The organism is Paraliomyxa miuraensis, from assembly GCF_026337845.1.
GTDB lineage: Bacteria > Myxococcota_A > Polyangia > Nannocystales > Nannocystaceae > Paraliomyxa > Paraliomyxa miuraensis.
In genome coordinates this window covers 1-23121 of the sequence record NZ_JAOVZF010000120.1, presented here as the reverse complement: position 1 = coordinate 23121, position 23121 = coordinate 1, and the positions used below count along the sequence as shown (strand labels likewise).

Below are 23121 nucleotides of genomic sequence, written 5' to 3'. Positions count from 1 at the left end.
GCCGGACTCGCGTCGCGCGGTCCATGTCGAGCGTGTGGCCGAGCCCTAGCGACCGCGTGGCCGGCACGAACCGAATAGTCCATGAAGCTCCTCGAGATTCCGCCGTCGCCGTCCGCGCGCGCGAGCGGGCGGCAAGCCCGGACCTGGCGAGACTATGCGTGGCCTGCCGTCGCGCCGTTCCTGGCGATCCACGTGCTGGGCATCGCAGGGGCGGTGGCCGGCGTGATCATGGGCGCGCCCGCTTCGGCGTGGATCCTCGCGCTGGTGCTCTACGTGGTCCGCATGTTCGGCGTGACCGGTGGCTACCACCGCTACTTCGCGCACCGCACGTACAAGACCGGCCGCGTGATGCAGTTCCTGATCGCGTTCCTGGCCATGAGCAGCTCCCAGCGCGGCGTGCTGTGGTGGTCGGCCCATCATCGCGACCATCACAAGTTCTCCGACGGAGATCGTGACGTGCACTCGCCGGTGCAGTGGGGTTTCTGGCACTCGCATGTGGGCTGGATCTACGACCACAACGACCGCTTCGACTGGAGCCGGGTCAAGGACCTCGCACGCTACCCCGAGCTGGTGATCCTCGAGAAGCTGTGGTTTCTGCCACCGGTGGTGGTCGCCGTGATCTGCTTCTTGGTCATGGGGTGGTGGGGTCTACTCATCGGGTTCTGCTTCAGCACGGTGCTCTTGTGGCATGGCACCTTCACCATCAACTCGCTCGCGCACGTGTGGGGCAAGCGTCGCTACGCCACCCCCGACGACAGCCGCAACAACTGGGTGCTGGCGCTGCTCGTCATGGGCGAGGGCTGGCACAACAACCATCACCACCACATGTCCTCGTGCCGCCAGGGCTTCTTCTGGTGGGAGGTCGACTTCACCTACTACATCCTCAAGGCGTTGAGCGCAGTGGGGCTGGTCTGGGATATCCGCGAGCCCTCGCCCATCGTGTACGAGGCTGGCCCGAGCAAGGAAGTCGGCGCCGACGTGCTGCCTTCCCGCGCCCCGTCGTCTGATGTGCCTGCATGACCTCCGGTAGCCATGCTTGCAACCAGATGCCTCCGAGGGGGCTGGTCAATGCCACCGCTCGTGGCCCTTGCTTGCGGTTGACTCGTATTGCTCGGGTTGGACCACGGACGCGGAGGTCGATCCTGCAGCGCTCGATGGTGCGGGGCACTGGTGGCGAGCGTCGGAGGGGTCTGGGGCATGGAAGGGGGTCGTGCAGGTGCGGCCGTAGGTGGCCGGCACCTGCACGCACGCGGGGGTGGAGACCTCAGATGTGCTCGATCAGCTCGTCCACTGCGCGCTCGGCAGCCTCGCGTGAATCGCCGTGGCGCTCCTGGATCTTGCCCACGAGCTCGTCGCGACGGCCCTTGACCTGCGCGAGGTCGTCGTCCGTCAGCTTGCCCCATTTTTGCTTGAAGCGGCCCTTGACCTGCTCCCACTTGCCTTCGACTTGATCCCAGTTCATCGGTTCGTCTCCGTTGGCGGTGTGTGACCCGCCGTGCTCGCACCCCAATGCATGGGCTGCGCCAATGCCGAGCGCCAAGGGATCGGGCGCCGAGCGACGCCGAAGCGAGGCGAATCCGCCCACCCGAGCGATGACGGGCGAGCAATCGACATTCGCAGGCGATCGGGCTAGGTCGTCGCAGTGGGTCGTGCGCTCGGCGCTGCACCAGCCCCACGAGGCCTTCCCGTTGCGCCGCTTTGCCGATCGCTCGCATGCGTCGAAGACGTTGCTCGAGCCGGTCAACGAGTACCTTCGTCGCTCGGAGCTTGGCCCACACGGCCGCTCGAGCCATGCACATGCACGGTTTGCCGGCGAGCGCTCGCCGCTCCGCTGATCATGCGCGGAGCGCTTCCGCGCCAGGAGTGCAGACCGAAGATCGACCACCCGAGCGTCTTCGGGCCCGAGTCACGAAAGCGAGAGGATCTCATGACGATGTGTCCAAGACGAACCGCCCTGCGCAAAGGCGTCATCCTCGCCATGACGGCGATGCTCAGCATCGGCGTGATGGGCTCTGCTTGTGAGCGAACCCAGGAGACCATCGACGACCTCGATTCCCGCATCACCTGCCGGGACTACTGCAACAAGAAGGCCGATTGTGAGCAGCACGACGCATCTCGTGACGAGCTGGATGCATGCGTGAGCGACTGCCGCAGCGCAATCGAGGACGACTGCGGCAACGAGCACCAAGCGGCCGCCAACGACAAGATCGCCGAGTGCGTCGACCAGAGCTGCACCGAGTTCTGGGCCTGCATGGTGTTCGATGCGGCCCCAGAGTGCTTTGCCTTCGTCGGGGAGTCGACCATGGCTGGAGGGGCCAAGCCATGAGACACACGATGCCCGGCATCACGCGATGGATCGAGTGCGGTCTTGCGGCCTGTCTCTCGATCGGTTGCACGACGAAGGATGAAGACTCGGCCCCCGGGCTGGAGCCCAAGCGGTCGGTGGAGGAGTACCGCGAGGATGCCGAACGGGAGTCGAAGGAGGCCGCGCAGGCGATGAAGGACTATACCTACGCGCAGAAGGCCGAGTTCGTCGACGAGATGAAGCGCGAGCTGGCCGAGATCCAGCAAGAGCTGGATCGACTCTCCGCCGAGGTCGACAGCTCCAGCGGAGAAGCGAAGGCCGATGCCAAGGCCAGGCTCGAAGTGGCTCGCAAGCAATGGTCCGAGGCGAAGGCGCAGCTCGACGCGGCCGAGGGGGCCACCGAATCCACCTGGGATGACGTCAAGGGGAGCTTCAAGAAATCCTACGAATCCTACGGCCAGCTGAAGGAATCGGTCCACGAGACGCGTCAGTGGGTCAGCGATGCGATCGAGCCCTGATGGGCCGGCTTCTGCGTCGAGTCCGTGCCCCTCGCTCCAGACCGGTCCCCACCGTCGGTGAGCCGAAGGCCACCCTCGAGTCGCTGATCGGCGCGGGGCGATGGCTTGCCGACTACGTGCGCTCCAGTAGCTTGCGTAGCACGATCTGTTGGCTCGGCTCGGACGCGGCCGGATTGCTCTCGAGTGACACGAGCACCTCGAACTTGGAGTGAGGCGTGGTCGCGGTCAGTCGGCCACTGCGATCCTCTTGGTCGTAGTCGAGCACGCCAGCCTTGGTGATCCCGTAGCCAGGCACGGAGATCCACACCACGTAGGCGTGCAGCGATGGGTCGATGCGGGCCGGCGGTGCGAGATTCTCGATCTCGATGCGGAGCTCGCGGATACCGGTCTTGGTCACCCTCACCGAGATCTGCGCATCGGCGGCGTATGCGGGTGAGGTGGTGTCGACCTCGTAGCGCGACACGCAGGCGGGCATGGCGAACAGACAGGCGATCAAACACGTTGAGGAGCAGGAGGGCATCGGCGGATTTCGTGGCATGGTCGTTCTCCGCGGTCATCCCCTGCACTCATCGAGCCAAGCCCGGTACATCCGGCCCGAGTACGTTGTCGCTGGGGAACGATGGTCCACGGTGACCATCGCGCTGGAGCTCGATGCCCTGCTGGTCGACTTGGCCGTCGTGGTCATGCTCGCCCGCACCACGGCGCTCATCAGTGCGCTCATGCGCACTGCAGCTGTGGTGCATGCTTCACCGCCCTGAGGCGCCGCCGCCCGATTGGCGAGTGCCCTTGGTCGAGCTTGCGATCATACGACTGATTGCGTCTGCAAGTCGGACGACGAGCCAACCCAGCGGGTCGAGCAGCCATCTGCGCAGTCGTGAGCTCGCCTCCAACGACGTGATCGGGCGCGAACGCTCGATGTGTTCCTGGATCCACGCTTCCGCCTGCTGGACGACGCCGTTGTCGTCGACCTCCACCAGCGCCTCAAGGTTGGCGAGCGAGAACGCATCCAGATTGAAGCTGCCCAGAAGGAGGCGGTGCCCATCCACGGTGGCAACCTTCGCGTGCAGAACCGAGTCGTTCCACTCGTGGATGGCGACACCTGCCGCAAGCAGGCGACGATGGAGACTCCTCGTGGCCGCGCGCGCGAAGGGGACGTCGCTGTGGCCAGCGAGCAGCAGGCGAACTTGCACGCCGCGCCGGGCGGCGGCCGTGATGGCGTGGATGATGCCGCGGTCGGGCAGGAAGTAGCCGTGGGCGACATGGATGCGCTTGCGTGCGTTGGCAAACGCAGCCACGTAGCGCCGGCGCAAGCGCCATCCGCCTCCCAGACCGCACAGATGGATGCGCAGGGAGCTTCTCACGGGGCCGAGCGGCTGGCGCCGAATCATCGCGCCGAGGCGTGCACACTGGGGGCCGCGGATCGCGAGCGCCAAGTCGGCCCAGCCCGGACGCGAATCATCGCTCACGTTTTCGTCACCGATGTTGATCCCACCGAGAAAGGCCACCTCGTCGTCGACGAGGAGGATCTTGCGATGGTTGCGACCAAGGCGGCCGACGAACGAGGCAAGCAGGCGATGGTAGATGTGGACCACGCAGCCAGCCTCGCGCAGAGTATTGGCGACGGCGCGTCCCCGACGCGCCGAGCCCCAGCCGTCGATCACGACCCGGACCGCCACACCCCGGCTGGCCGCCTGCCCCAGTGCCTCGACGAAGCGTGCGCCCACCCCCGAAGGGGCGAAGGCGTACACCTCCAAGTCGACGCTCCTTCGCGCGTGCGCGATGGCCGAGAGCATGCGCGGATAGGCCTGGTCGCCCCCGTCGAGCAGCTCCACCGACTCCTTCGTGGAGGCCGAGGGCACCTCGACCGCGAGGGCGACGCTCACCGTCGGCAGCCCTCCACGACGGTGGATGACCGCGTTGGTCGTGTCGTTCGCTTCTTGCGGCCCAGCCAGCCGAGCACCACGAGGGCGATGGTGGCGGATACCACGGAGCCGGCCAGGATCCCGATCTTGGCCGGTTGCAGCATGGCGGGCGAGTACGCCAGCCCCGCAATGAACAGTGACATCGTGAAGCCGATCCCCGTAAGAAAGGCGCCGCCGCCCAGAACGGGCCAGCTCAAGTCCGATGGGCGCGTTGCGAGGCCAAGGCGCACCGCGAGCCAGCTCGAAGCAAACACGCCGATCGGTTTGCCGAGAACCAAGCCGGCAACGATCGCCACGGTCACTCGCTCCGTCAGTCCGGCACTGGAGATCGAAACCCCCGCATTGGCGAGCGCGAAGAGCGGCATGATCACGAAGCCGACCCACGGGTGCAGCTTCATCTCGATCTGTTCGACCGCAGAGAGCGTCTCGCGTGCTGCGCGGCCGGCCTGCAGGAGATCGGCGCGATCCGCCGTATCCCCGCTCCAGTGCTCGCCCCTTGGATAGGCGAGGACACGCGTGAAGATGGCGTGAAGACGAACGTCGCTCACCCACGCTCGTGCCGGCGTCATCAGGCCGAGCACGACGCCTATCACCGTCGGATGGATGCCGGACGCGTCGAATCCGAGCCAAGCGATTGCACCGAGCAGAATGTAGACGGGAATGCTCCTGAACCCGATGCGCGCGATCCCGAACACGACGGCGACACCGAGCGCAGCCACAGCCAGCGCCGACCAGACGATGGCGTCACCATAGCCGATTGCCACGACCAGGATCGCTCCCACGTCATCGAAGATGGCCAGCGACAACAGAAACAGGCGCAGACTGGGCGGGACGCGGGAGCCGAGCACTGCGAGGCTCCCAATGACGAAAGCGGTGTCCGTCGCCATCACCACACCCCAGCCGTGCATACCGGGCTCGTTGACCGTGATCGCGAGATAGACGCCCACGGGGACGAGCATCCCGCCCAGCGCCCCGGCGCACGACAGAGCCGTCCTGCGCCTGTCTCGGAGCTCTCCGAGCACGAGCTCGCGCTTGAGCTCCAGGGCGACCACGAAGAAGAACAGCGTCATCAGCCCGTCGTTGATCCAATGCTGCAACGAACGGCTGAAATCGAACGAGCCAAACCGGAAGCCAAGCGAGATCTCCCAGAAGCTCGAGAACGCAGTGGACCATGGCGAGCTCGACAGGAGCAAGGCTGAGCAGGTCGCCACGAGCAGCGCGATGCCTGCCGCAGCCTCGATCTTGAGGAACCGCCCGAGCGGTTTGGTGAATCGGTCGGCCGTCTCGGGCGGAAGCGCTGCACTGTCGTGACTCCCCATGTCAGCTGTCTCGCCCCGTGCCCATCTCGCATGCTGACCTTCCCCGTGCCGTCGTCAACTCCAGCCCACGGTCCGACGGCCGGTGAGAACGCCGCTCTGCTCTTGACCGACCTCGGGGCTGGAGTCGCCAGACCGACCAACACGTGCGCCACGAAGCGCTTTCACACGCGGCCAACCCTTGCGACGCGCCGGCGGCCCTTCAGGCTTGCTGAGCTGGCACGGGCCAAGCTCATGGCACCCAGAGCGTAGAGGAGCGTTCGAGATGAAAGGCTTGTCGAGCGAGGTGGCAGAGCGCTTGCTCCGCGACGTCGGACCCAACGCGCTGCCCATCGTCAGGCCGCCGTCGTTTCTCCGCCGCTTCGTCCGACAGTTTCGCAGCGCGCTCGTGTATCTGTTGCTCCTTGCGCTGCTGTTCGACCTCGGGACGTGGCTGTGGCACGGGGCGCAGTCGGTTCCGCTCGAGGGCATCGCGATCGGAGTGGTGTTGCTCTTGAACGCAGGTCTCGGTGCACTCCAGGAGCACCGCTCCGAGGCCGCCTTGGCCAAGCTGGAGCTCCTGGCCGCACCCGAGGCGTGGGTGTCGAGGGACGGCGCGTTCGTACGGCGTCCGAGCCGAGAGCTGGTGCCCGGTGACATCGTGCGAGTGGAAGCGGGGGAGCGCCTGCCTGCCGACGGCGTCGTCCTCGACTCGTTCGGCTTGCTGGTCGATGAATCCATCGTGACCGGAGAGTCGCTACCGATCGAGAAGGCGGGCGACGAATACGTGCTGAGCGGCACGCTCGCCGTCCGTGGCAGCGCGTGCATTCACATCACGCAGACCGGTCTCTCGAGCTCGATGGGCAAGCTCGCGGTTCGGATCGGCGGGATCGACACCGAGCCGACCCCCTTGGAGCGGCGCCTCGGCGTGCTCGGGCAGCGTGTCGCGCTCTGGGTCGGCGGGCTGGCCGTCTTGCTGACCGTGCTCGGCATCGCGATCAACGGGTGGGAACGACTCGATCACGCGATCCTGTTTGCCGTTGCGCTCGCAGTGGCGGCGGTGCCCGAGGGGATGCCGGCGATGGTGACGCTGGCTCTTGCCCTCGGGGTACGGCGCATGGCCAAGAACAAGGTCGTGGTCCGACGCCTGAGCGCCGTGGAAGCCCTGGGATCGGTGACCGTGATTGCCACGGACAAGACCGGCACCCTCACGGAGAATCGCATGGTCGTCCAGAGCATCGAGAGCGACGCTCCCGAGCAAGCACTGCGCGCGATGGTCCTCGCCGGGGATGCCGACATCGCCGCCCGCGCTGGCGATCCGCTCGACACGGCCTTGCTCGACCACGCGGAGCGGCAGGGCATGGATCTCGACGCGACGCTGCGAGCCAACGTGCGCTCGACGAGCCGCTCCTTCGACAGCGCGTGGGGGTTCATGCGCGTCACCGTCGAGAGTGACGAAGGCGTTCGGAGCTTCGTGAAGGGGTCGCCGGAGATCGTGATCGAGCGCTGCGACCTGCCAAGCCGCGAGCGAGAGCTGTGGCTGACGCGCGCGGAATCGGCTGCCGCACGGGGGTTTCGAGTCGTCGCGCTGGCGGATGGCGAGGGTGAGTGCGAGGACGGCCTTCGGTTTCTCGGCATCGTGTCGCTGTGGGATCCGCCGCGGCCAGGCGCTCGCGAGGCGATCGAAGGTGCGCGCGACGCCGGCGTACGCGTGCTGATGATCACCGGCGATCATTCCGGTACGGCCGCAACCGTTGCACAGGCCGTGGGGCTCGATGCCGGCGAGGTCGTGACCGGCGCGAAGCTCGAGACGCAATCCGAGCAAGAGCTGCTGGCGACGGTTGCAGAGAGCACCGTCTTCGCCCGGGTGAGCCCCGAGCAGAAGCTCAGGCTCATCGAGGCCTTGCGGCGTGGGGGGGATGTCGTTGCAATGACGGGCGACGGAGTCAACGATGCGCCCGCGCTCAAGCGTGCGGATGTGGGCATCGCGATGGGACGTCGCGGGAGCGACGTCGCGCGGGAAGTGTCGGACATCGTGCTCATGGACGACGACCTGGGCTCGATCGTCGGAGCGATCGAGGAAGGCCGGAACATCTATCGCAACATCCAAAGCTTCATTCGGTTCACGTTCTCGACCAACGTCGCTCTGGTGATCGTGGTCGTCGTCGGTGCAATTGCATACTACGCACAGGGCGTTCGCGACGCTTCCGGCGCGACGTTCCTTCCGTTGACTGCGCTGCAGCTGTTGTGGATCAACCTCCTGGGAGACGGGCCTCCTGCGCTCGCGCTCGCGCTCGATCGAACGCCGGACGTGATGCGCCGGCCCCCTCGCGCCACGGACGGCTCCCTGCTCGATCCTGGATCGGGCTGGTTCATCCTGAGCACGGGTTTGATGAAGGGCCTCTTGGGTGTCGGGTTGCTGGTCGTCTGGCCCCTCCTCGGCGCGACGCTGCTCGCGGTGCAGACCACCGTCTTCTTGTACGAGTCCGTCGCGAAGCTCGTCAGCGCCTACGCAGCACGTCGTTGGTCCAGTCATCCGACGACGAACGTCGTGCTGCACATCTGCATCGGTCTTGGCGTTGCGCTACAGATCGCGACGTCATTCGTGCCCGGACTGCGTGCGTTGCTCGGGCTCACGAGCCTGAGCGCCCTCCAGCTCGTGATCCTATCCATCGGGATCACTGCCACCTGGGCGTTCGCGGAGCTCATGGGATACGTGCTCGGCCCCGGGAAAGCCCGCAAGGCTCGGTCCTGAAGGTCCCGAGAGCCGAGACCAGGGCGTGGCCTGGTTGGTCCGCATCCTGCCCTCGAGCCGCTGTGCGAGGTGCGCTGCTCTCCCCACGATGCGACGGTACACCCCCCACGCAACGTTGACATTGACACGCACGCGAGGCTGGTCGAGCAGCTTCGCTAGGTCGACGGCGACGACCACAGCGACTCCACGTTCGTGGAGCTGCGCCCGTACGTCGGTTGGAGCTCGGCGCTCGTTCCGACCGAAGCTGGGCGCCGGTTCCGGACGACTTGGACGCGCCTTGTGCTACGGAGGCGCACAGGAATCGAACCTGTCCGGGGGAGGGCGAACGTGTTGGCGCGGCGTCGGGTTGGCCGCCCAAACCCCCGAAATGGCTCGGTTCCTGGCGCTCCGTGGTGCGGGTGGGGCGGTGGGATTTCGGGGTGGAACTGCAGGGTTGGGGCATTGGTTTGCGTGGTCGCGAAGTCGTGCCGAGGGTAGGGCAGGGCGCGCTCCCCGGTGGTGTCAGCACGCTGTGTCGAGCTCGCGGAGGCTGCCCTCCGGGTCGGTGTGATGCTCGGGGCGGTGGCGTCGGGGCTTGAGGAGGCCGTGACGGCGATCGCCGCCTTGATGTCGCCCTCGCCCTGCGTGGGCCAACAGCGAAGCCGGCGGCCTGGAAACGGGCCTCGACAGAGATCACCCCGGAGTCCGAAGGCCGATCGCTCCGGTCGAGGAGGCCGGCGGTGGGAATGGCGCTCACAGTCGGCTTTGTCGAGGTCGCGGCGGCCTGGTCGTCGGTCGTCGAAGGCGACGAGCGAAGCCTCATTCTGGGAGACCATGACGTCACGGCTCGGGGTCGTTGGGCTGGTTCGATTCTTCGGGCTGGTCTTCCTGCAGCACCTGAGGGGGCAAGGCTGTCATCACGACGAGCCGAAGCACCAATCCCCAGAGATACACGTAGCGGTCTTCAAGGAACTCGTGATCGTCGATGAGTCCATGTGCCAGGCGGTTACGGAGATTCGAACCGCTTGCTCGAATGAGTAGGCCACGCAGAGTGAACGAGAGATCCTCGCCGAGAATCTCGTCTGCTCGGGGGGCGCCGAGTAGATCGTTCAAGTCGGCCTGGCGTTGAGTTCCATCTTGAAGGTGCTTCGTCGTAAGGACGCCAGCTTCAGCGAAGACCTCACGAATGGAGTTCTCGACCTGTGGAATCAGGATGTGGGCGGCCTCGGTGAAGTCGCCCTCGAGCCCTGCACAAAGGCCGCGCGCATACAGAGCCTCGCGACCGCTCGGAACGAATCGGCTGCTTCCTGCGATTGGCATGAAGTCCCGCATCGTGGACGGGTGGTCTGCGAGGATCTGGGAACGGGCGGGTTCGATGATCGCCGTCGCCATCGCGTTTTGCCTCTGCGTGGCGTGCTGGTGCATGCGCATCAGAGTCGCATCTCCCCCCTCCTCATCCCACGGCAGGGAGGGCACCTTTGCCACGGCATGACCACGTTTGTCGTGCACGGTGCTCTGAATGAGATAGAGCATCGGATGTCGCTGCCTGCTCTCATCCACGAATCTACGAAGATCCTTCCTGGACATTGGGGCTACCATCTGCGCGAGCACGACGATGGCGTCGAGAAAGGGCTTCCCCGAGACTGCGCCCCGTGCTCGCTCCACGACCTCGGATACGTCCTGCCGCACCTCGACGTGCTTCATGTGACCAACGAGCTGTTGCTGGACTTGGCCGAGCTTGCGGATGAGAGCCTGCGCCCGTGCTTGTTGGCCGGGCAGTTGACGGCACGCCTTGATTGCGGCCTCGAGATGATGGGCGGCTTGGAACGGGTTGCCTTGCGAGAGATCGGCTTCGCGTTCATGAAATTCGACAATGGCCAACCTCGCGAGGTTTGCGGCGTCGCGATCGCCCCCCTTCTCGCGCCACTTCGCTTCCATGGATCGGGCATGCCGCGCTACACGAAGCTCTCCGGCGGCCTCGGCCTGCCCCGCGAGAGTGACCATGCGACTCGCCTCGATCGCTGCGTCCGCATCTCGGTGCGTCAGCATCAGCTCCGAGAGCTTCACGGGGAGGTGCGGGTAGTCCGGCCATGTCGAACGATCCTGGATCTCGATGATGGCGGCCACGGCCTTCTGATACGTGGGGCCACGCTTGTCGAGCGACCGCGCGAGGTGAAGTGCTCGCTCCAGACGTTCGTGACAGGGTACCCAGTGCTCGGGAGCGTGGAGCCGCTTTGCCGAGTCTAGATACGCATCGATGGCGACTCTCCCAGCCTCGTGATCATTGCGGACGAGCCACAGGACGTCTGCCATTCTAGCGCGCAGGTCCGGGTCGAGGACCGACGGATAAGCCTCGAAGAGCGCGTCGAGTTCCTCCGTGGTGAGATCGCTCGGCGCTGGAAAGCGCATGGTTCCCATTTGGCCCGGGGACACGAGAGGCTCTCGCAGGTCATCCGACCGAAGGTGATACCAGGCGATGCACATCAGCGAGTGCCAGGCTCGCGCCTGGACGTGGTCACCGGCCTCTCGAGCCTCATTGCGGGCCTTCTGGAACTCGAAGTGAAACCACAAGCAGGTCGGTGTACGGGCCGCAGCGATGCGGGGTTCGAGGTCGAGAGTGGTGTACGACAGGGAACTCATGTGGCCTCGCGAGCAAGCGCCAGGGAGAGTATCCAACGAGGGTTTGGGGTGCGAGGGATGGGGTCCAATTCCGATGGGACCGCGGCCCATTCGAGCACGGAAGCAAACGCGCCGGGTATGGGCCGCTCGGTCGGGTCAGCCGCGCACGTGGTTCCAGCGAACGCGGAGACTCTTGCGCGTCATACCGAGGCTGCGGGCGGCCCGGTTGATGTTGCCCTGCGCGCAGGCCAGGGTGGCGCCGAGCAGCCAGCGGTCCACGGCGTCGCGGATCCGCCGACGGTCGCCGCCGTGGGCGAGGATGGCGACCACGGCTGGCGGCGTGGGGATCGCGGATGCGATGGTGGATGGCGTCACTGTTTGCGATTGGTCGAGGCGGTCGGCTAGGGCTCGGTGCCTGCGCACGGTTCGACGGGTGATGCCGAGGCGTGCGGCGGCGCGGGATACGTTGCCACGGTGCTCCTCGAGCACGCGGTCGATCATCCAGCGGTCGAGCGCGCGGTGGAGCTCGTTGTAGGTGACGCGCCCGAACAGCGCGGCGAGTTGGGGATCGGCAGGGGAGGGCGGAGCCGCCGCGAGGGCGCCCGCGGGCCGAGGGCTCGAGCCCCTGATGGGCTTGGGTGCTCGGGCCGGGGTCGAGCCGAGCACGACCTCCACCAACTCCTCGATGCCAAGGCCGGCAAGGGCTGCGAACTGCTCGACCTTCATGCGCCCGATGAGGCGGAGCGAGGACGACGAGCTGTGCATCGCTACCATGATCCTAGACGATCCCGGCGGGGTGGCCCAGGGCACCCGCGCTCGCAATGTCGAGAAACCACATGGCGATGGATCGAGCGCGAGATCGATCTCGTGCCGGTCCAAGCGCAGCACGCCGCCCGTGGTCATGTTCGCACATGGCCACGGTCACCCCACGGAGCCACTCGGTACGCCGGACGATCGTGGAGTTGGTGCTCAATTGCGATGCTTCTCCTCCCCGTCGTCCTGCTGCCCAGGCCGCTCGTCATCGAGCAGCTCGGCCGCCGCCCGTCGGGCGATCGGCGACAGGTGGGTGTACCGCATCGTCATCGACAGCGACGCGTGCCCGAGCAACTCCTGCACCTCCGGCAGCTTCGCGCCCTTCATCATCAAGTGCGACGCGTAGCTGTGGCGCAGACCATGCCAGCCGATCCGCCGCAGTCCGGCCTTGCGGCAGACCTTGACCAGCGGGCCGTCGTGCCGCTCCGCCGTGGACTTCGACTCACAGTCCTGATTGCGGAGCATGGTCCCATCCTCATGGCAGAACACGTAGTCCCCCCGCAGGTGCTTGTGCTCCTTCAACATCCAGACCGCCTTGCGTGGTAGCTCGATGATCCGCGGCTTGCCGCTCTTGGGCGGGTGCAGCACGTTCTTGTCGTCGGCCGCGTGCCGCACGTGAAGGCGCGCGGCCTTGAGGTCCACATCGTCCCACCGCAGCGCCCGCAGCTCGCCGAGCCGTAGCCCGGTCCACATCGCGGTCGGGATCATCGCCCGCCATGGCTCGGGTGCGTGAGCGGCCGCCTTCTCGAGGCGCTTGGCCTCGTCGAAGTCGAGGAAGTCGAAGTCCGGCTTGGGCACCTTCAGTCGCCGGATCTTCGGGGGGCGGGTGGTCAGGTCGCCAGTCTCCTCGGCGTAGTCGAGGATCTTCGAGAGGATCGCCAGCTCCTCGTTGATCGACTTGGGCCCGACCCCGTCGTTCTTGCGCCGAGCCTTGAACGCCTCGACCTCGCGGGTGCCGATCTGATCGAGCCGCAGATGCCCGAGCTGATCGAGCAACCCGCGGCCCAGCGCACGCCGCTTCTCTCGCACTGTGCTTGGCCGGTTGTTGTTGGTCGCGTAGGTATCGAGGAAGTCTTTGGCGAAGTCCGCGAGCGTCGGCGCCACATGCTCGCTCTCCTTCTTCCCAGATGCTCTCTCGAGCACCTCTGCCCGGACATCCTGCTCGTATTTCTTCGCACCTCGCTTGGTCTGCACGGGGCTGACCTTGCGCACGCGCACGAAGGACCCGTTGGGCAGGCGGATGTGCGCGTCGATCATCCAACGCCCACGCTGGGTCTTGCGAACGGTCATGGGGTCACCTGCCCCTTTGAGCATCGAGGTCGTTCGTGTCGAGGGTGATCCGGTCGCGTCGGCCGATCGGCGGGGACCTGGTAGGCCCCGGTGCGGGTCTGGGCATCGCCATGGACGCGATGGGAATGATTGCCGGAGAGATGAGGAGGCGAGCATCGCTCACCCCGTGCGGAACGGGACTCGGTCGTCATTGTTTGTCAGCTCCTACGGTTGGGGGGCTTCGCCCCGGTTGGGTGCTCACGGCTAGCTGCTCTTGCCGCGTAGCGATGGTCGTCAGCTTCGATGATGCGGTCCCGGGGGATCCCTGGGGCGGATCGGAAACGATGAGGATGTTGCGCTGGACTCGACGGACCGGCGCTTGGGATCGTTCGCGTTCACGGGGGGTGGCCTCCACGCGCTCGGCCATCGCCGCCTCGTCTCACTCGCTGGTGGCACGCGTCCGAGCACACCACCGTGCTCCGCTTGGCCCATGGTCCTTGTGTCCACAGGAGCACCCGCCACGGCGGTCGCAGCCGCCCCACGGCGTTGCACGCGAGGCATCGCCACCGCGGCACCCCATGCTGATCGGGCCGCGCCCGTTGCTGCGCGGCCGTCGTTGGCGAGCACTCCGAAGGGGTGGATCGGTGCGCCGACTTGGCATCCGCGATCAGCACGTATCCCCGGCTGCCCCCGGCCTCCAGGTGACGCCGTGCCACCGTCGTCCTGTGCGCGGTGCTCCACGCCAGCGTCACGTGATGCGCCTGCAACCGCACCACGGTGCCCACGCGCTCGCCCCGTCGCGGGTCGAGATCCTGGTACTGCTGTCCCAGCTTCACCGGTACGTGCTTCACAGCGCCTCCGCCTGGCTGACTGCCTCGGGTCGAGTGAGTCGCTCATGCCCTCCTCCGACGGTGACGCTTGGTCCCACGCACTGCCCACAGCAGCCCCAAGACGCCGAGCCCCAGCACCAAGCCACCGCCACCACCACCGCCGGGCGCGAGCTCGGCCACGACGTGGAAGGGCGCGCCGCCCTGAGGCGGAACGGGGGGCTCGGGCTCGGCGTCGGTTTCCCCCAGTGAGGTCGAGTCGGCGGGCGTGCTGGGGCCCGTGGGAGCCTTGAGCTGGTCGGCCACCGTCGCGTCGAACAGCGCGGTGCGGTACTCGGGGTCGATCACGTCGCGCTGGTCGACCTGGTGCCGCGCAGGATGCTCGAGCAGCAGCGCTCGCATCTGATGGAGCTTGTCCCGTAGCTTGGGGTCGTGGATGAACGCGGCGCTGTTGGGATCGGCGTAGGCCACCGCGATCGTCTCGAGGTACCGGTCCTGCCGCCGGGCGAGACGGTCGCACCACGGCTCGACGAACCCCTCCACGATGTCGTCGGGTGGGTTCTTGGGCGTCCAGGAGTTGGCGGCCAGGATTCCACGGCGGAGCTCGCCGTCGAGCTCCACGACGTGGAGCGGGGCCAGGAATTGCTGCACGATGAGGTGTCGGTGTTCATCGTTGAGCTTGTCGAGGCCGGTGTCCTTGATGCCGCGGCCGACGTACGCCTCGTAGGCGAAGCTCTTGACCGCGTCGACGTGGTCTCGCCACGCGCTGCGGACCTTGGACGGCGCCACGGACCACATGGCGGCCCCTGGGCGCTGAACGTGCTGGTCGATCGCCGTCATGAGCTGGGCCGGGCCCGGGTAGAAGTCCCCGACGTCCTGGTGGGACGCCAGCGAGCCGCCGGGGCGGCTCGACTTCTTGTGCCAGAAGGCTTGCGTGGCGCTGCTCACCTGCTGCGTACCAGGGATGAAGCCAAACCCCTGGCCACCCTCCAGTGAGTCCAGCAGCCAGCCGTTTTCGATCTCGATGATCCTTTGGGCGTTGCCGATCCTCGGCAGGAAGAGGCGGGTCCAGTCGTTGGTCGACAGCGCGGGCAGGAGTTGGGAGTTCATCACGTACTGCTCTTCATCTCGCTCGTAGACCTGCGGCGGAGGTAGGTACTCCCGCACCTGCTCCTGCGGTCGATTGGAGAGATCCCACAGCATCAAGCCCATCTGGCCGATCGCGCGAGCGATGGCCCCCACCACGGGGATCGCCGCGAGCGCGTCGACCACGATGCCCACTGCCGTCCGGGTGAGGCGGTCGAACAGCTCGTCGAGGTCGTCGGGCGGCTGCAAGATCAGCGGGCCGAGGGCGTCGACCACCGACGTGAGGTTTTCAGCCGGGAGCCCGAGCGCGCCCGTGCCCTGGAAGAACATCGCCGTCCGCTCGGCGGCGGCCCAGGCCCGGGCGCCGACGAGGGCATTGCTGTCGAAGCCGGAGATCCGGGGGCCCATGTCGGCCCACAGCGAACGGTCGCCCCGGGCGGCGTCGAGCAGAGCCGGGGAAATTACCCGCGACGTCCAGGAGTCGTCGACGCCGAGCCACATATCGTCGTCATGGAGCAGCACCGGATCACCTCCGACCGTTGGCAAGCGTGGCGGCCTGGGCCTGGGCCTTCTTGGTCTCTTCGAACCGCTTGGCGGCCACCGCCTCGCGCCGCTTGACGCGACCGAGCGCGCGCTCGAGCTCGGTCCGGGCTCGCTGGTGGTCGCGCTTGCGCTGGCGCAGGGTGCCCTGGGCCACGTTCAGTTGGCAGCGAGCCTCGCGGACCTTGCGGCGCGCGACCTCGCGATCCATGGGGATGGCCTTGCGGTTGCGCATGACGGCGTCGGCTTCGCGCATGGCGGTCTTGAGGTCGCGCTCGTGGTGCTTGACGTGCTCCTCGGCCTTCTTGATCGCGGCGGCTGCGTCCTCGACCCGTCGGCGGTAGGAGGTGGTGTCGATCGCTTCGGCTTGCTTGACGGCGACTGCGGCGGAGCACTGGAAGCGCTGGGTTCGACGCTCGGCGGCGGTTTGCTTGCGGCGCTGCTCGGCCACCTTCTTGCGCTCGGCGAGGGCCTTGCGGCGCTCGGCCGCGGTGAGCTTGCCCTTGGGCGTGGGTTTGGTGGCGGTGGCCTTGGGTGCGGCCTTCTGTGTGGCCGAGCGCGATGTCTTCTTGGCCGTCGAAGTCTTCGTGGTTGGCTTGCTGGTCTCGCTGGAGGGCTTGCCTGCCTTGCCCGAGGGCCTTGTGGGTTCGGGCGCCGCCTTGGACGTGGGCTCCTTGGCGGTCTGAGCGTCCGTGGCCGTGCGTGCCTTCGGTTCTTCCTTCAGCCCCGCCGCGATCTGGCACACGGGTGTGCTGCAGACCTCCTCCTTGGGTGTCTCTCGCGAGCAGCACGCCTTGGCCGACGCCGTGGGCGGCGGGAGTTCCTCGTCCTCGCCGTGGCTCGTGTCCGGGAACCCAGGCGCACCTTCCTTGCTCTCCTTCGCTGCCCAGTTGGGGTCGTACGCGTCCTCGCATGACCTCCGTAGCTGGCGGAGCTCGCCGGCCACGGCGGGGTAGTTGCACAGGTAGCCCGCGGTCTCGGGATCCGGCTCGCAGGCGTAGTCGGGGATCTTCGAGGGTTGCTCGACCCACCGCGACCACTCCGCGATCCTCCGCTCGATCACCCGCCGCAGGTCGTCGGGCAGGCAGTCCTTGGCGCGCTCGTAGGCTTCCTTCAGCTCGTCGAGCTGCTCGCCGATCTCCTTGACGCTCTCCTGCTCGCGGATCGACGCGCGCTGCTCCGGCGTCATCACGTCGAGATCCTCCGCGCGCACCTTGCCCGCGAATGGTCGCCAGTAGAGCCCCGACATCGATGGCTCCGAGGAGCTCGGCTCTTCGAAGTATCTCTGGAGGACCTCGCCCAGGCGCTCGACCTGGTCCCACGGCACGGCGTCCCACCGCCGCCCCTTGGCCTGGCCCATGAGATAGGCCAGCGCGCCGCGGATCGCCCGAGAGGCGTGCTTCTCTTTGAGGAGCCGCTGGCCTGCGGGTGTCTTGGAGAGCTTGCGGTGTCCCTTGCCCACGCGAACCTCGATGGCATCCATCCAGTCGCGCAGGCCGTCCCACGGGTCGATCACGTTCTCGAGGAAGTCGATGTTCTGGTCGTAGAAGAGCTTGGCTGCCTTGGCGGGCGAGTCGAACGTGGCCCGCAGCCCGGCCAGAGCGGCCTTGCCCTTCTTGCCCTTGTCCTTCTTGATGCTCGCGGCCTGCTCGGCCTCGTGTGCGGTCTTCTTGGCCTGGGCCTGCCCGGGGTAGTCGGCGGGGCTGTCCACGTCGAAGCGATATCGGCGCTTGCGTGGATCGGGATCGGTGCCGTGGCCGATGAGATCGTCCTCATCGATCTCGATCGTCTCCCCGTCGATGTCTGCGACGATCCGTCCGGTCGAGAGCGTGCCCGGCTCGCTGGGGTCGGCCGGGACCCCAGTCGCCACGTCGACGTACTCGAGCCGTGCCAGCGGAGTCGCGCGGTAGCGGTCCTCGTCCGTCCTCTCCACCAGTCCGCGGTCCTCCATGCCCTCCAAGGCGCGTGCCTCGTCGATGTTGTCGGGCTCGATCCCGTCGTCGCCCTGGTCGAGCAGCGACCGCATGAGGTCCTCCTCGAACGAGTCGAGCGGCGGAGGGCTCGACTCGCTCGTGCTGCCGTGGCTCGACGTGCTGGGCGGGTCGTCGCTCGGTTCCCCCCTCCCACCACCATTGGGTGGACCCGAATGGGGCCCGAGCTCGGCCACGATCTGCGCGCAGTCGTAGTTGCCGTCGATGGTGACGAGGGCTCCGAGCGGCTCGGTGTGGTAGCGCGAGAACACGTCCGGTCGACGACGCCCTTTCCACGCCACGACCACCACCGGCCGGAAGCTCGGGTCCTGGTGCTTGGGCATCGTGTGGAGCTTGGCTTGCTCGGCCCTCACGCGACGGGCCAAGTCGGGCGAGAGCTTGATCGGCGCGATGGTGACCAGTGGCTTCGGCGGCGTGGGCCGGTCGTTCGCCGCGGGAGCGTTGGTCGTCAACCCGCGTGCCGCGGCATGGCTCTGGTCCTTGGTCGTCGCGCTCCCTTGCCGCTCGGTCGCCGTCTTCGACAGGTCGGCCCTGCCCCTCCGGTCGAGCAGGGTCTCGTCCGCGTCCTCATTCCCCAGGGGTGGAAAGCCCCAACTCGGCCCCTCAGGTCCCCACATTCGCTCTTCCTCAGCGATGCGCCTCTCTCGGTCGATGCGCTGCACATGCTCGCGATGCTGCTCCTTCAACCCCCTTCGGGCCGCCTGCTCGTCGAGATAGGCGTACTCGTCCTCCCACTCGGGGTCGTCGTGCAGCGGGCCCATGGTGAACCCGTCGAGCACACGCCAGTTCCCGTAGTCGTCGTAGGCCACGACCTTGCCGACCGGATACCCGCGGCTGTCGTCGGTGGGCACGAAGGAGTCCTCGAGCACGTAGAACCGGATGTTCTCGTCGGGCCCATCCAAGTCCTCGCCGACGGGGAACACCGGCCCCATCTTTGGGTGGCGCGAGGGCACGTAGCGGCGCGTCGCGAGGTTGACCGCTGCGGGATCGAGGCTCGCGAGCACCTTCTTGCCGAGCTCGGTGGGCTCCACCATGAAGGGCGGGCCCGGGTGGTCGCCGTCCTGGCCGCCGAGGTCGACGTCCTTGGTGCGGTGCATGAGCCCGAGGTTGCGAAGGGCCACGAACGCATCCCACGACGGACCACCGCCCACGGGTCGGAGGTCGACCCAGTCCTTGATCGAGCGCTTGATCAGTCGCAGACCATCGGCACCGATGTCGCCGGGGACCGGTCGTCGGACGTTGGTGAGCTCGTCGAGGTAGTACCTCTTGAGGCTCGGCTGGAATTCCGGGTCACCGCCGGATTGGACCGCGCGGATTCCGGTGAGCGGAAACCACTGGGGTGCATGGATCTCCGCAGTGCGATGGCCGGGTAGGAGGCGAACGACGACGCCGAACCGAGTCGTCGAGCCTGACTCCTCGTGCTGGAAGGCGACGATGCCTCCCTCCCGGATCGTCGTGTCGGTGGCGTCACGCGGCGAGGCGGCCTTCGGGGTTCGGGTGGCCTTCCGCTTCGAGCTCGACCCGCTGGCCTTCTTTGGCATGGGCTTCGGTTTGGCCGGGGGCTTCGGTTTCGACTCGTCCGTCGACGCGGCTCCCCACTTCGGACCGGCCATGATGCGCACGTACCCACGTGGTGCCGTGACGATCTTGACGACGCCGCGCTTGGCCATCTCCTTGATGACACGAACGTGGCGGGGCTCGTGCTTGATGGAGAACTCGGAGACCCCGTTGGGGCCGTCGTCGGCGATCCGGTTGGTGAGGATGGCGCGAACCTGACGCTCGATGAAGCCTCGGGGGATCCGCTGGGTGGATGCCAACGGCTCGAAGGGGTGTCGGCGACCGGCGGGGGCCGGCGGTCGCACGGGCGGCGTCGCCTCGACCACGTGGAAGGTGGCGTTGCCATCGCGGATCTCCGACTCGCGCGCGCGCTCGGGATCCATCGCCCGCTTGGGATCGGCCCCGTGCAGGCGCAGCAATCCATCGCGGTTGGCCCGGGCCAGGCGTGCCTTGAATGCATCGAGGGATGGGCCCGCCAGCACGGGCTGGTCTTGCACGGCCTTCCACACGGCGGAGATGAGCACGAAGTCGTCACCGTGCCGCCCCTCGTCGCCCATGCGGTTGGCGACGGTTTGGATCTCACCGACCCAAGGACCCATGCGCATCATCGGCGTGGCCGGTGCCTGGTTCTCGTCGTCGGTCGGTGGTGTGGCGCGTACGCCAGCGGTCGGCAGTGGTGCCGGTGGCGCTGCCCGGCCCTCGTCGTCGGCCGAGCGCTCGCTCGTGGCCTGGGTGAGCAGCGGATCCGACGTATCCGGCGGTGGTCGTTTCGCCCGGCGCTCGGCCAGTTCCTCGGCACGCATCCGCTCGAGCACAGCGGGGTCGGGCTTGCCCACGTCGAACAGCGCCGGCTGATGCCCCGTGGGCACTTGCACGCGCTTGCCCTCGCCGGGTGGGGCCGTCAGGGCGAAGCCCTCCTCCTCGACCGTCCACAAGCTGCCCGGGGCCGCCTCGCCCCGCGGAGTGTCCTTCTCGTCCGCCATGGGTTCCTCCTCGGCCGCGTCGGCGACCGTCGTGTCCTCGGGTTGGGTTCCGGGTGGGAACAGGCCCAGGGGCGGATCGCTGAGGATGCCGGCCTCGGCGATCGGGCCCCACGTCCAGCCCTTGGCCTGGAGCTCACGCAGCTTCTGGAATCGATCGTTCTCGTCCTTCGGCCACTGCGAGCCGCATCGCTCGCATTGCGTCTTCTTGGGAACGACGGGATGTGGGTGGTTGGCGATGCACACCGGGCAGCCGATCGGCTCGCCGTTCTTCGTGGGGATTGGCTCGCGGAGAGTCCGATTCGTGGTGAGCTTGGACGGTCGGGACTGCGCGGGCTTGGGCTCGGGCGCTCGAGCTGGGGCGGGCTCGGCCGTGTCCTCTGCTACGGCCTGCTTCCCCGCCACCTTCTCGAGTTCCCGCATCGCGGCCGCGATCGCCTCGGGCTCGGCGGCGTCCGGCTGCACGGGAATGTGGAACCCTTGTTCCCTAGGACCTCGCACGATGACCTCGGTCTCGCCGCGCCGCGTCCTGATGTGCAGGGCTCGGCTCTCACGCTGCGATGGGCCCAAGTCGGGGTGCTGCCGCCAGTAGGCGAGGTTGAAGCGCTTGCGGCTGACCTCGCCGAGCTTCTGCGCCGTGCGGTACACCGCCAGCAGATCACGCGCGTCCGCCTTGCGCTCCATCTGCCGGGCCTCCTCTCGTCGCGCGATGTCCTCCTTCCTCGCCTGGGCCTTGCGGCCAACCTCGTCGAGCGACGTATCGCCATGACAGAGGTTGAGGGCTTCGTACCGGTCCTCGAAGCTCACCCCGAAGACGTCCCGCATCACGCCACGCGCCGATTCGAAGTCGATCTTGCACAGCCGCGGGTAGACGACTTCGGGGTCGGACTTCGGGTCGTAGAGCGAAGGGTCGAGCGCGGTGCGGAGATCCTCGAGCAGCTTCTGCGCGTCGCGAAGGATGCTGTCGCGGAGCTTGCCTACGAGCTCCGGCGTGGCGGGCGTATTGCCCTTGCGGATCTGGTCGAGGGGGACATGGAGGTGGTCGTGGACGACCAGCCGGGCCTGGTCCAGCAGCTTCGGGAACCAGTGTCGGGAGCGATCGTCCGTGATCGGCTCCATGCGCTCGGCCCACGTGCTGGCCTCGCGGTGGAGCTCGACGACCAACGGGTGATCACCGAGGCTGAGGACGATCCCCTCGAAGTCGTGCTTGCCGTACACGGCTCCGCGTAGGGGGGGAGGTGGCCATGCTCCGTTTTCCAGCGCCACCGCACCGCGGGCACGGCCGAGGTCGATCTTGACCTGGTCGGGATAACGCAGGTCTCGCTTCGCGATGAGCTGGGCCATCTGCTGCCCCACGCCCTGGCGCTCGGCCTCCATCAGGATCGGGTGGATCTCGTTGCCGTTGAGCGCCGTGTCACCGACCCCGAGCTTCTTGGCGAGACCCTCCACGTCCACCTGGGTGGTGGGCTCGGCCTTCGCGGTGGACTTGGCCTTGGTGGAGGGCTTGCCCTTCTTGGTGGTCTTGCCGGGCGTCGCGACCTCGCCCGCCGCGGCCTCGCCCGCCTCCTGCGCGACCTGGCCCATCAGCGCCGCGATGGCGGCCTGCTCGTCGGTCCCGGCGGGCAGCCTCACACCAAACGCCATGTCCATCGGACCGCGAACGACCGCCAAGACCTGCTCGCCCTTCTTGGCCACGGCGAGCCCTCGGCGGCTGCGTGCGGGCTTCTCGAACCCTGGATGCAGTCGCCAGTAGGCCGCGTTGAAGCGCCCCTTGGTGACCTCGCCGCGCGAGGCCGCCTCCCGGTGCACCTTCAGCAGCTCGCGGGCGTCGGCCTCGCGCTCGGCTCGTTCTTGCTCCTTCTGCTTCCGCTCCTCCTCTGCTCGCTGCGCGGCTCCCTCGGCCAGGGTCTCGAGTGTGATCTCGCCCTTGCAGAGCTCGGCCGCTTCGTCTTCCTCGTCCTCCGGGTGGAAGTCGATCTCGAAGACGTCCACCAGGATCTTCCGCGCGGTCTCGGAGTCGATCTCGCACAGCCGCGGGTAGACGTCCTTGGGGTCGGACTTCGGATCGTAGAGTGCGGGGTCCTGCACCTGCCGCAGTTCGTGGAGCTTCCGCGCAGCCTTCGCCACGAGAACCTCCATCGCCATGCGAGCAAAGTCGGGCGTGGCGGCCTGCCCCTGCGCGACCTTTCGCTCGTACTCGTTGTGGTGGTTGCCGAGCAGGTTGGTGGTCTCTCGGATGAGCGTCCGAAACCAGTTGGAGTGGCGAGGGCCCGCGATCGGCTGCATGCGCTCGGGGAAGGCCCGCAGCTCGGCGAGAAGCTGCGCGACCGTCGGCTCGTGATCCAGGCTTTCGAGGAGCCCGCCGAAGTCCTGCGCGCCGTACGTTGGCCCTCGCAGCGGCGACGGAGGCCAACCATCGCGCTCGAACGCCACGATCCCCCGCGCCCGACCGTAGGCACGCTGCACGTCCTGGTCCTCGAGCGTCGCGCGGAAGTACCGCGCGAGCTTCTCGCCCACGCCGAGCCGCTCGGCCTCCACCAGCGCGTCGATGATCTGCTGGACGGTGTACCGCTTGGCGGCGTCGCGGTGCTTGGCCACGAGCATGGTCAGGGGCCCGGGGGAGCCCGCAGCAGCGCCCGAGCTCGCCTTGGGCGCCTCGGTCGAC

At 67.4% G+C, this 23121-nt stretch carries 15 protein-coding genes; 5 read left to right on the top strand and 10 right to left on the bottom strand.

From position 1 onward, the window contains the following. Positions 1–81: 81 nt before the first annotated feature. Positions 82–1020: an acyl-CoA desaturase gene (locus OEB96_RS01320; RefSeq protein ID WP_266213561.1), complete on the top strand. Its 939-nt coding sequence runs from the start codon at positions 82–84 to the stop codon at positions 1018–1020. 244 nt (positions 1021–1264) lie between these two features. On the opposite strand, the gene OEB96_RS01315 is transcribed toward OEB96_RS01320, so the two are convergent. Beyond that, a complete protein-coding gene (locus OEB96_RS01315; RefSeq protein WP_266213560.1) occupies positions 1265–1462 on the bottom strand; it encodes a CsbD family protein in 198 nt (65 codons plus the stop codon). A gap of 516 nt (positions 1463–1978) precedes the next feature. Here OEB96_RS01315 and OEB96_RS01310 point away from each other — a divergent pair. Beyond that, positions 1979–2326: a hypothetical protein gene (locus OEB96_RS01310; RefSeq protein WP_266213559.1), complete on the top strand. Its 348-nt coding sequence runs from the start codon at positions 1979–1981 to the stop codon at positions 2324–2326. Further along, positions 2323–2823, top strand: coding sequence for a sll1863 family stress response protein (locus OEB96_RS01305; RefSeq protein WP_266213558.1), 501 nt, complete (start codon positions 2323–2325; stop codon positions 2821–2823). Before OEB96_RS01310 ends, OEB96_RS01305 begins: the two co-directional genes overlap by 4 nt. A gap of 112 nt (positions 2824–2935) precedes the next feature. On the opposite strand, the gene OEB96_RS01300 is transcribed toward OEB96_RS01305, so the two are convergent. Continuing rightward, complete coding sequence (locus OEB96_RS01300; protein ID WP_266213557.1) at positions 2936–3298, bottom strand: hypothetical protein; 363 nt, start codon at positions 3296–3298, stop codon at positions 2936–2938. Between the two features lie 154 nt (positions 3299–3452). Here OEB96_RS01300 and OEB96_RS01295 point away from each other — a divergent pair, with 154 nt between their 5' ends. Beyond that, positions 3453–3581 carry a hypothetical protein gene (locus tag OEB96_RS01295; protein WP_266213556.1) on the top strand — a complete coding sequence of 43 codons (129 nt, stop codon included), beginning with the start codon at positions 3453–3455 and terminating at the stop codon, positions 3579–3581. On the opposite strand, the gene OEB96_RS01290 is transcribed toward OEB96_RS01295, so the two are convergent. Then, a complete protein-coding gene (locus OEB96_RS01290) occupies positions 3570–4706 on the bottom strand; it encodes a phospholipase D-like domain-containing protein (protein ID WP_266213555.1) in 1137 nt (378 codons plus the stop codon). The two genes, OEB96_RS01295 and OEB96_RS01290, sit on opposite strands and share 12 nt — an antisense overlap. Beyond that, positions 4703–6064, bottom strand: a complete 1362-nt coding sequence (gene nhaA, locus OEB96_RS01285) for a Na+/H+ antiporter NhaA (RefSeq protein ID WP_266213554.1) — start codon at positions 6062–6064, stop codon at positions 4703–4705. The genes OEB96_RS01290 and nhaA overlap by 4 nt, the downstream gene beginning before the upstream one ends. 262 nt (positions 6065–6326) lie before the next feature. Between nhaA and OEB96_RS01280 the strand changes: the two genes are divergently transcribed. After that, positions 6327–8795: a cation-translocating P-type ATPase gene (locus OEB96_RS01280; protein ID WP_266213553.1), complete on the top strand. Its 2469-nt coding sequence runs from the start codon at positions 6327–6329 to the stop codon at positions 8793–8795. A gap of 819 nt (positions 8796–9614) precedes the next feature. On the opposite strand, the gene OEB96_RS01275 is transcribed toward OEB96_RS01280, so the two are convergent. The 6 genes from OEB96_RS01275 to OEB96_RS01250 all read right to left on the bottom strand — a co-directional run bounded on the left by OEB96_RS01275 (position 9615) and on the right by OEB96_RS01250 (position 23060). Next, positions 9615–11414, bottom strand: coding sequence for a DUF4209 domain-containing protein (locus tag OEB96_RS01275; protein WP_266213552.1), 1800 nt, complete (start codon positions 11412–11414; stop codon positions 9615–9617). 135 nt (positions 11415–11549) lie between these two features. After that, positions 11550–12158, bottom strand: a complete 609-nt coding sequence (locus OEB96_RS01270) for a helix-turn-helix domain-containing protein (protein ID WP_266213551.1) — start codon at positions 12156–12158, stop codon at positions 11550–11552. A 204-nt stretch (positions 12159–12362) separates the two neighbouring features. Beyond that, on the bottom strand, positions 12363–13496 hold the full coding sequence (locus OEB96_RS01265) for a tyrosine-type recombinase/integrase (RefSeq protein ID WP_266213550.1): 1134 nt from the start codon (positions 13494–13496) through the stop codon (positions 12363–12365). A 374-nt stretch (positions 13497–13870) separates the two neighbouring features. Continuing rightward, complete coding sequence (locus OEB96_RS01260) at positions 13871–14311, bottom strand: hypothetical protein (RefSeq protein WP_266213549.1); 441 nt, start codon at positions 14309–14311, stop codon at positions 13871–13873. Positions 14312–14368: 57 nt separating this feature from the next. After that, positions 14369–15910, bottom strand: a complete 1542-nt coding sequence (locus OEB96_RS01255) for a hypothetical protein (protein ID WP_266213548.1) — start codon at positions 15908–15910, stop codon at positions 14369–14371. A gap of 4 nt (positions 15911–15914) precedes the next feature. Further along, entirely contained in the window at positions 15915–23060 is a 7146-nt protein-coding gene (locus OEB96_RS01250) for a hypothetical protein (RefSeq protein ID WP_266213547.1), read from the bottom strand. Between the last annotated feature and the right edge of the window lie 61 nt (positions 23061–23121).

What these genes read in the sequence shown, in the direction of transcription:
- OEB96_RS01320 (WP_266213561.1), top strand. Translation starts at nt 82, where the DNA reads ATGAAGCTCCTCGAGATTCCGCCGTCGCCGTCCGCGCGCGCGAGCGGG.
- OEB96_RS01315 (WP_266213560.1), bottom strand. Translation starts at nt 1,462, where the DNA reads ATGAACTGGGATCAAGTCGAAGGCAAGTGGGAGCAGGTCAAGGGCCGC.
- OEB96_RS01310 (WP_266213559.1), top strand. Translation starts at nt 1,979, where the DNA reads ATGACGGCGATGCTCAGCATCGGCGTGATGGGCTCTGCTTGTGAGCGA.
- OEB96_RS01305 (WP_266213558.1), top strand. Translation starts at nt 2,323, where the DNA reads ATGAGACACACGATGCCCGGCATCACGCGATGGATCGAGTGCGGTCTT.
- OEB96_RS01300 (WP_266213557.1), bottom strand. Translation starts at nt 3,298, where the DNA reads ATGCCCGCCTGCGTGTCGCGCTACGAGGTCGACACCACCTCACCCGCA.
- nhaA (WP_266213554.1), bottom strand. Translation starts at nt 6,064, where the DNA reads ATGGGGAGTCACGACAGTGCAGCGCTTCCGCCCGAGACGGCCGACCGA.
- OEB96_RS01280 (WP_266213553.1), top strand. Translation starts at nt 6,327, where the DNA reads ATGAAAGGCTTGTCGAGCGAGGTGGCAGAGCGCTTGCTCCGCGACGTC.
- OEB96_RS01275 (WP_266213552.1), bottom strand. Translation starts at nt 11,414, where the DNA reads ATGAGTTCCCTGTCGTACACCACTCTCGACCTCGAACCCCGCATCGCT.
- OEB96_RS01270 (WP_266213551.1), bottom strand. Translation starts at nt 12,158, where the DNA reads ATGCACAGCTCGTCGTCCTCGCTCCGCCTCATCGGGCGCATGAAGGTC.
- OEB96_RS01265 (WP_266213550.1), bottom strand. Translation starts at nt 13,496, where the DNA reads ATGACCGTTCGCAAGACCCAGCGTGGGCGTTGGATGATCGACGCGCAC.
- OEB96_RS01250 (WP_266213547.1), bottom strand. Translation starts at nt 23,060, where the DNA reads ATGCTCGTGGCCAAGCACCGCGACGCCGCCAAGCGGTACACCGTCCAG.